Raw genomic sequence first — 8302 nt, forward strand, 5'->3', positions numbered from 1 at the left:
TTCTACAAGTTGAAAATCAACCATTACCTCGCAGAAAATTGATAATTCCTGAGAAATCTTTTTCACCCTCTCCTTGATTGCAGAAAAGATTATAAAGCGACATCGCCTCAGCACCCAAGGGGCAGGACGTGGCTGTGGATTCGGCAGCGTGACTTGCAAGTTTCAAATCTTTAAGCATCATGTGCGCCATAAACCCTGCTTGATAATGGTTGTTAGAAGGTGCTGTTTTTACCAAACCTGGAGAAGGACAATAACTTGTTAAAGCCCAGCATTGGGTAGAAGATCCGGAGGCCACTTCAAAAAATTTATCAGCAGAGAGCCCTAGTTTCTCCGCCAGGTTAAACGCCTCAGAAATGCCAATCATACTAATACCTAAAACCATATTGTTGCAGATTTTTGCGGCTTGACCTGCGCCCCCATCGCCGCAATGAACAATGCGTTTTCCCATGAACTCAAGGTAGGGTTTGAGATCCTCAAAATTTTTCGGACTTCCCCCCACCATAAAAGTAAGTGTTCCTGCTCTAGCACCTCCAACCCCTCCAGAAACAGGCGCATCAAGAAACCGAAGGCCGCGCGATTGGGCATCTTCATGCAATCGTATTGTGGTTTCAATATCAATTGTGGAGCAATCACAAAAAAGGGCCGTTTCAGGGGCGATTTCGAATATGCCACTCTCGCCCAAATAAACGGAGGCAGAATGGCGCCCTTCGGGAAGCATAGTGATAATCAGCTCAGCGCCTTCAACGACATCTTTAAGGGAAGGCGAAACCTTTCCCCCCTGAGCCACAAGCGCCTCAAGCGCTTCGGGAACAAGATCAAATCCTACCACCTCATGACCGGCTTTGATAAGATTTGCGGCCATAGGCCCCCCCATGTGTCCCAAGCCAATAAATGCGATTTTTGTCATGTGGTGTCCCCTCTGTTTTTAAATATGTGGAGTCAACTCCTTTTCGCCTAAAGACGCGAAATAAGAAGATACCATCTCTGACGTTGCCCCTTCAAGTGTACTTGGCGACCAATGTGGTGATTGATCTTTGTCGACCAAAACGGCGCGCACACCCTCATAAAAATCATGAGAATGCATGAGATGTTGGCTAATGCGAAACTCTCGCTTCATTGTCTCAAAGAAGGGAGAGGATTTGTCATGCTTTATGATTTGCTCAAAAGCAATTTTTAGGCTTAAAGGTGATTTTGATTTCAGGGTTTCATAGGTCCTCTCTCCAAAAAGAGATGCATCCTTTTCAAGGCTTTTGAGAATAGCTTCAACTGAATCCCGACCAAAATGATCATCTATGCGTTTTTGTTCTTGAGCGAGTTCTGAAGGGGCAAGCTTTTTCTCATAATTTTTGAGAAGACCTTCCAGATCTTCCGTTTTTTGAAGATCACGTTTAAACTTCTCCCATTCTGCGTGGGGAATGTGATGTGTCCCAAGCCCCGCATAAAGTGAATCAGATGCCTTTAAGCGTGCGCCTGTAAGCGCCAAATATAGCCCCATTTTGCCAGGCGCTTGTGACAAAAAGGTGGTTCCACCCACATCGGGGAAAAAGCCAATTCCCGTTTCAGGCATGGCAATCATGACAGATTCGCTGAGAATTCTATATTTCCCATTAACCGAAACCCCAAGGCCGCCCCCCATGGCAATGCCATGGATCATGGAGATGTAAGGCTTAGGATATTGGTGAATGAGAGTGTTGAGTATGTACTCTTCGCGAAAAAACGCATCACAAATCTCAAATTTTTCGGATTTTCCCGCATCATAAACCGCACGGATATCACCGCTCTTACAAACTTATCCAAACCTAACCATATTTTACTAAAGTTACGCATGGTGTTGTATTCCTGATTCAACGCAGGTAGTTTCACTTATTTGACGAGCAAATGAGCCAGAGCTTCCCACTCCACAGGCATAAGTTTCGGGCGAGCTGCCCGTACATAAACGTTGTAAATTAAGGGCTGCATTCACATCTCTGTCATGAGATTGGTTGCAATGTGGACACGTCCAATGTCTCTCCGACAACTTTAAATCCGCATAAACACATCCGCAGCTATGGCAGAGCTTGCTTGACGGAAAGAACCGATCAGCAACAAAAATTTGAGCATTATAGAGACCTGCCTTATATTCCAATTGACGCCTGAATTCATAAAAAGACTGATCTAAAATATGTCGAGCTAATTTTCTGTTCGCTGACATACCTTTGACATTTAGGTTTTCAATGCCAATTTCATGATGATTCAGGACAATATCGGTTGTTGCCTTATGGAGATAATCACGTCTGATATTAGCGATTCGGGCGTGAAGACGTGCCAGTTTTTGAGTATGCTTTTTAAAATTCATACTCTTTTTATCTTTACGAGATAGCTGTCGAGAAGATCGTTTTAACTTCTTCAGCAAAGCGGTATGTGCCTTTGCTCCCTCAACAACCATGCCATTGGATAAAGTTGCCAGTTTTGTAATACCCAAATCCACACCCACAATACCTTGGTTCTTGCGTACATGAGGCAGTTTGTCTATTTCAACACTGATGGATGCAAACCATCGGTCTGCAACTCTTGAGATCGTCAAGGATTTTATTTGTCCTTGAAATCTCAAATTCTCTGTTATTTTGACCCATCCCAAACAAGGAATTTGAATCTTTTTACCTGTCACACGAATGGCAGACTCTCCTTTTTGGGGCGGACCATTGTCCGCTCTAAAGCTATCCCTGATTCCTTTCTTTTTAAACTTGGGATATCCTCCCTGTTTGCGGAAAAAGCGGTTAAAAGCTGATCCTAAATTTTTGATGGCTTGTTGAGGGGCATTTTTAGTGACCTCTTGCATCCAAGGATATTCTTCCGCCTTACAAGCATTGAGAAGTTTACGCAGGCTTATTTCTGTAGGCTTCTCACCATTCTGGTATTGTTTCTTCCATTGATCTAAAGCCCAATTATAAGCAAAGCGTGCAACACCGCAGGCTTTTCTAAAATAAGTCGCCTGCTTATTATTTGGCTTCAATTCTACTTTATGAACTAACAGCATCGTAGGCTTCTTTCAGACCTTCCAATAATTTCTTGTTCTTTTTACTTCTCGCACCATACAATCTGGCCGAAAAAACAGTGATAATTTCCAACACATCTTTGGCGAGTTCCTCTTCAAAAGAGGGTTCTTTCCCTTGATTGATAATCACAACTTCTACCTGATTCATCTCACAAATGGAAAAGATTAATTCTGCTCCAAATCTTAACAGCCTGTCTTTATGGGTTAAAACCAATCGACCTGCTTCTCTGTCTAAAATGGCACTAATCAGGATCTTCAGACCCTTTTTGTTGTAATTCATACCACTGCCAAGATCCGCAATGGTCTCAAACTTCCAACCTTGAGCTGCACAATACATCTCAAGGACTTGTTTTTGTCTTTCCAAATCCTGCCGTTGATCGTGACTGGAAACACGAGCATAGCAAAGCGTTTTTCTATCTATCTTTTCAGTGCGAACAAGATGAGGGCGCAAGGCAGATAAAGGATAACGTCTTTGTCCTCCCGCTGTTCTTTCGGGAACAAGGCGACTCTCTTTTTCCCATCGCCTTAATGTGCCATTTGACACTCCAAGAATACGACTGGCTTCTCTGATACTCAATAACTTATCCATAATTGGATAACTATATACAAGTTTAGATAGGTTTTAAAGAGCAGTTATTAACCCCCCGCACAAAAGGCTTTTTCACCGGCCCCTTGAAGAAGAACAAGACGAACTTGAGAATCATTCCTCCAGGCAAGCAAAGTCTCCCAAAGCCCTCGAATCATCGCAAGGGAAAGAGCATTTAAAGCTCGCGGCCGATTGAGGGTAATAACGCCCACCCCCGATTCAACGTGTGTGAGAATTTCTGGCTCTGGACGTTCAATTTCGAGAGGGAGCAATGTCATGAGATGGAGATCCTTTTATAATTTTGTATTTATTTAAGAAATGGCTCATTTGAAATGGAATTAAATCTCATAACCCCCTAAAATGTCAAGGAGGCATCCAGGAACTATATCCTTTAGCGTCTCGACAATAAAGCTCACGAAACCGTGGAATTGTGAAGGCTTATCTGAGATCCAATTTCTCAGGTCGTGCATACATCAAGTAATTCATAGAAACATCAGGGGTGAGTTTCCAAGATCGTGTAAGAGGAAAAAACGTCAATCCTTGAGTTGCGTAGGGCGTAAACCCTTGAAGGTTCAAAAGGCGTGAAAGCTCTTGTGGGGAGATGAATTTCTCCCAAGTATGCGTCCCTTTGGGTGCCCATTTCAAAATATATTCGGCCGTCAAAATTCCAAAAAGATAAGACTGGGCTGTCCGATTTAACGTCGAGAGAAAAAGGTGCCCCTGAGGTGCAACGAGTGAGGTTAAGGCCTGCAAAAAAGCCTCAGGATTGGCAACATGCTCAATCACTTCATAAGAAATCACAACATCAAATTTGAGCCCCTCTGATGCCAAATCTTCTGCCGTTGTAGATCTATAATTAATATTAAGACCCAAGGCGCTAGCATGGGTTTTGGCAATTGAAATACTGTCATTTGTAGCATCAATGCCCGTAACCTGGGCCCCAAGTCGCGCAAGCGGCTCGCACAAAAGGCCTCCTCCGCACCCCACATCAAGAACATTCATCTTCTCAAGATTTGGAACACCTTCGGCCTTTAAATTGTCGATAATAAATTGAAGGCGCAAAGGATTCATGCGGTGCAAAATACGAAATGCTCCCTTTTCATCCCACCAAGACGCTGCATGCGCTGAGAAATTTTCAATTTCGCGTGCATCAACGGTCATCAGTTTTGTGTGTCTCATTGTATTCATAGCAATATAATATAACCTGAATAAGAGAGGGGAGTAAATGTGCATCATTAAGAAAACAGTTTTTTCATGAAATTCATTTTTCATTAAAAAAAATACAATGTCATTTCCTCCATCTCAGAGAATGACAATGTGGAGTGAAAAAGGGTTACTTTCTATTAACTGAAATGCAACAGCTATTATCCTTGGGAGGAGTGCAATGCGGTGGAAAAGAGACCGCCACAAAATACTCCACATCGTCTTGAAAAAGTCCGGGCTTCGTCGTTAAAAAACAATTTGGAGCCCCATTTGTAGAGTTGCTATTGGCCGGATAATAATAAATGATAACTTCTTCATTTAGCTTATTTCTAGGTAACGTATAGCTTGTTCCAATGGGACTATTATATACTGTCCATTTTCCGGCCTGAAAATGTAGTGTCGCGTCTGATAAAGCTACTGAGCTGGAAAGAAGCGTAAAGGCTAAAGTCCAGACCAAATTTTTCATGACATCCCCCCTAAGATTTATTGGAAGATGTTGTGTAAATATGGATTTGGGGGCTTGTAATCGCCTCATCAAAAGCTTCCCTCAGTTGGAACTTCGACGAATCAATACCCATCTCAGAAAGAGTTGCGATTACCTCTTGTCCTTTTTGAGTTCCATTTCCAGGTTTGGCCTGACTCGAGACAACCACAACATCAAAATGAGCCTGCGGGTCAGTATCCAAAGCACGATTAACGGAGGCGTAAGTGTACCATTTATAAGGCGCATTCTCTTTTTTCAAATCCACAATAGCCAAGGGAGGTCGACTTTGGGCAGTCGCAGCCAGAGATAAGCGCTCAGAAGAAACCATGATCTTTTCTGAGGGAGGCGACGTATCATCGTGAGCTTCAACGGACATAATCGGAGCAGCCGTTTTGACCTCCGCCTTAGGAAGTGGTGCAAGGGACCCCTCTGGTAAGTGAGATTGAGGGGATGCTATTTTTATTGGCGCCTTATGATGTCCTTCCGCAATTTTTCGGATTACCGGTTGAGAGTGAGTTTCTGAAGACTTTATTTCAGGCGCCGAGGCCTCAACAACTTTTTTCTCGAGAACTGGTGGCTTTTTCACCCCCATCGCCATTTGCATGTCAGCCTTTTTTGGATCAACCGTCTCTTTGGGAGCGGGAGTTACAGCTACTTTTTCTTCAAGTTTTTGTGGCGGCGCACTTGCCGTTTTTGCTCCCAGCTTTGGAGATGAAACTGAAGCAATCGGGGCGGTTGAGATTTTCGCTATAGGGTGCGGAGGCGTAATTTTAGGCGCTTCATTGGCATGCAAGGATGACGTTGAGGATTTGTGTGTTTGGCTCAGGATGTGGGCTTTTCGGATTTGAGCTTCAGAAAGTTTCTTCAAAAAATCGGGGCCCGTTTCTACCACAGGAAATGGAGGAAGTGTCGCCAAAGAGGTATATGATTTTCCCATGAATTTTGAGGATTGGGCCCCACGTACGCGCTCTTGACCAATCCAATGTTCTTGACGCGAATTGAGACCTACCGTCATCTCCATAACGTCATGAGTCAGAATAGCGAGCTTTTCAATTGACTCTTTCAGAAGAGACAGGTTGGACCGGTCCTGTGGGGTTGCATTTACGTTTTTAAGATCTGCATTCGTGCTTGCGTAAAAGTTATTTAATTTTTCATGGAGACTTTGCAATTGGGTGGTGATGGCTGTGGTTTTTCCAATTGCACTTTGCAGTTCAGTTAATTTCTTTTCGGCTTTTGCAGGATCTGACCTCTCTAAAAATTTGCGATAGGAGGATGCCATTTTAAAACTATTGCGATTGGCGTTTTCAAGCTTGTTTTGAATTTGCGCCAATTCTCTTTGTGCGGAAATGGCATCTTTTTGATGGGTCAATGTCAGTTGATGCAGTTTTGTATCCTTTGAGGTCAAACGAAGCTTTCCAATATCTTCAACTTTGAGAATTGCAATTTGTTCAGGGAGAAGCGAGGTTGTGTCCCGAGTAATGGTGGGTGCCATCATTTTTTCAATTGGTTTTTCCTGTGTGGCACTGCCTGAAAGTGTGCACAAAAGTGCAAGTAAACTTTGTGATTTTTTTGTGAACACGCGTTTTTTCATTTCAAATCCCCAGCTCCCTGAAAGCCTATAATATTTAGTAAAAATTTTACCAAATATTAACTGATTTTTAATGTTTGCGTTGGGGTTTGTGAATAAATGGCAACCAAAGACAAGCAACTGTGGCGATGAAGCCACTCGCCATGAAAGCAACTTCGGGACTAATATAGTCCCACAAAAAGCCCACAAGGACATTCGAGCTTAAAATACAAACACCATTAACTATATAATAAATACCAAAGGCCGTTCCCCGCGCTTCATGGTGGCAAGTATCGGCAATTAATGTGACGAGTAAACTTTGGGTCATACCGACTTGCAGTCCCCACAAGAAAACACCGAAAAGCACGCCCGCAGGACCCCATGCTGTGGCCAAGAAAAAGTTAGCCGCACCCACAAACAAAAATCCAATACCCACCAAAATTCTGCGGTCCATTTTATCCGAGAGAAAACCAATGGGATATGCGCAAAGGCTTGTTGCGAGATTTTGAGTCACCATGACAATGGGGATCATGTAACTGGGAAGCCCTGTCGATTCTGTCCGGAGAACCAAATAAGAACTATTAAAACTTGCAAGCATAAAGTTGCCACTCATGAAAATAATCAACCAAAAGCTCATGGGAAGTTTTCGGATTGAGGCTTTCCATTCTGTAAATGTTAAGCGTTCGGCTTTGACTTTTAATTCTTGAGGTGGCTTGTCTTTGACAAAAAGGATCAAAACCAACAAAGCCAATGAGGTGGGAAGCATCCCAAAGAAAAAGACGAAAGAATAATTATTGGCAGTAAACCACAAAAGTCCAATAGTAATAATAGACCCAATGGTTGAGCCAAATCTTCCCAAAGTTTCCCGCAAGCCATAGCAGGCCCCTTTAATGTTTTTGGGAGCATAATCACCAATGAGTGCTTCTCGTGGAGAGGCTTCAAACCCATTTCCCACGCGATCCAAACAGCGCGCAAAAAAAACGCCTTCCACCGTGGTAGAAAGGGCTATAAAAGGCCTTGAAATAATAGAAAGTGCATATCCCACAGCAATAATGTTGCGGCGTTTGTGTATAATGTCGCTTAAGGATCCTGAGAACATCCGCAAGAAAAGAGAGAGGGCTTCAACAAAACCCTCCAAAACACCCACAGTCATGGTCGAGGCGCCCAACACATTACTGATATAAAGAGGAACAATACTATAATTAATTACAGAAGCAATTTTGCTCAACATTGAGGAAAGTCCAAGGGCCCAGACAGCCCGAGGGATGTGGGGATGAAAAACAGGGGCTTTCGTAATTTCCAAGGTCAAAAAACTCTCTTAAAGGGCTTGCAGTTCTTTTTATACACTTCCGTAAGATTTGTCTATGACAGCTTGCATCTCTGTCAGGGCCACCTCATGAAAATTTTTGAGTGAGGATATTGGAAAGG

At 43.1% G+C, this 8302-nt stretch carries 8 protein-coding genes and 1 pseudogene; all 9 read right to left on the bottom strand.

Annotated elements, in window-relative coordinates; genetic code table 11:
* Positions 1-16 precede the first annotated feature (16 nt).
* Positions 17-907, bottom strand: coding sequence for a 3-hydroxyisobutyrate dehydrogenase (gene mmsB, locus Bealeia2_RS09245; RefSeq protein WP_331256748.1), 891 nt, complete (start codon positions 905-907; stop codon positions 17-19).
* A gap of 18 nt (positions 908-925) precedes the next feature.
* A pseudogene (locus tag Bealeia2_RS09250) lies at positions 926-1774 on the bottom strand (enoyl-CoA hydratase/isomerase family protein); the annotation flags it as partial.
* A gap of 45 nt (positions 1775-1819) precedes the next feature.
* Positions 1820-3016, bottom strand: a complete 1197-nt coding sequence (locus tag Bealeia2_RS09255) for an RNA-guided endonuclease InsQ/TnpB family protein (RefSeq protein WP_331255280.1) — start codon at positions 3014-3016, stop codon at positions 1820-1822.
* Entirely contained in the window at positions 3000-3623 is a 624-nt protein-coding gene (locus Bealeia2_RS09260) for an IS607 family transposase (RefSeq protein WP_331255279.1), read from the bottom strand. Before Bealeia2_RS09260 ends, Bealeia2_RS09255 begins: the two co-directional genes overlap by 17 nt.
* A 47-nt stretch (positions 3624-3670) precedes the next feature.
* Positions 3671-3898 carry an enoyl-CoA hydratase/isomerase family protein gene (locus Bealeia2_RS09265; protein WP_331256749.1) on the bottom strand — a complete coding sequence of 76 codons (228 nt, stop codon included), beginning with the start codon at positions 3896-3898 and terminating at the stop codon, positions 3671-3673.
* 160 nt (positions 3899-4058) lie between these two features.
* Complete coding sequence (ubiG, locus tag Bealeia2_RS09270; protein ID WP_331256750.1) at positions 4059-4799, bottom strand: bifunctional 2-polyprenyl-6-hydroxyphenol methylase/3-demethylubiquinol 3-O-methyltransferase UbiG; 741 nt, start codon at positions 4797-4799, stop codon at positions 4059-4061.
* 154 nt (positions 4800-4953) lie between these two features.
* Positions 4954-5289 (bottom strand): hypothetical protein, encoded by a 336-nt coding sequence (locus Bealeia2_RS09275; RefSeq protein ID WP_331256751.1) that lies wholly within the window; start codon positions 5287-5289, stop codon positions 4954-4956.
* 10 nt (positions 5290-5299) lie between these two features.
* A complete protein-coding gene (locus Bealeia2_RS09280; RefSeq protein WP_331256752.1) occupies positions 5300-6898 on the bottom strand; it encodes a hypothetical protein in 1599 nt (532 codons plus the stop codon).
* A gap of 67 nt (positions 6899-6965) precedes the next feature.
* Positions 6966-8177, bottom strand: coding sequence for an MFS transporter (locus Bealeia2_RS09285; protein ID WP_331256753.1), 1212 nt, complete (start codon positions 8175-8177; stop codon positions 6966-6968).
* Positions 8178-8302 lie beyond the last annotated feature (125 nt).

The organism is Candidatus Bealeia paramacronuclearis, from assembly GCF_035607555.1.
GTDB classification, from domain to species: domain Bacteria; phylum Pseudomonadota; class Alphaproteobacteria; order UBA9655; family UBA9655; genus Bealeia; species Bealeia paramacronuclearis.

What these genes read in the sequence shown, in the direction of transcription:
- mmsB (WP_331256748.1), bottom strand. Translation starts at nt 907, where the DNA reads ATGACAAAAATCGCATTTATTGGCTTGGGACACATGGGGGGGCCTATG.
- Bealeia2_RS09255 (WP_331255280.1), bottom strand. Translation starts at nt 3,016, where the DNA reads ATGCTGTTAGTTCATAAAGTAGAATTGAAGCCAAATAATAAGCAGGCG.
- Bealeia2_RS09260 (WP_331255279.1), bottom strand. Translation starts at nt 3,623, where the DNA reads ATGGATAAGTTATTGAGTATCAGAGAAGCCAGTCGTATTCTTGGAGTG.
- Bealeia2_RS09265 (WP_331256749.1), bottom strand. Translation starts at nt 3,898, where the DNA reads ATGACATTGCTCCCTCTCGAAATTGAACGTCCAGAGCCAGAAATTCTC.
- ubiG (WP_331256750.1), bottom strand. Translation starts at nt 4,799, where the DNA reads ATGAGACACACAAAACTGATGACCGTTGATGCACGCGAAATTGAAAAT.
- Bealeia2_RS09275 (WP_331256751.1), bottom strand. Translation starts at nt 5,289, where the DNA reads ATGAAAAATTTGGTCTGGACTTTAGCCTTTACGCTTCTTTCCAGCTCA.
- Bealeia2_RS09280 (WP_331256752.1), bottom strand. Translation starts at nt 6,898, where the DNA reads ATGAAAAAACGCGTGTTCACAAAAAAATCACAAAGTTTACTTGCACTT.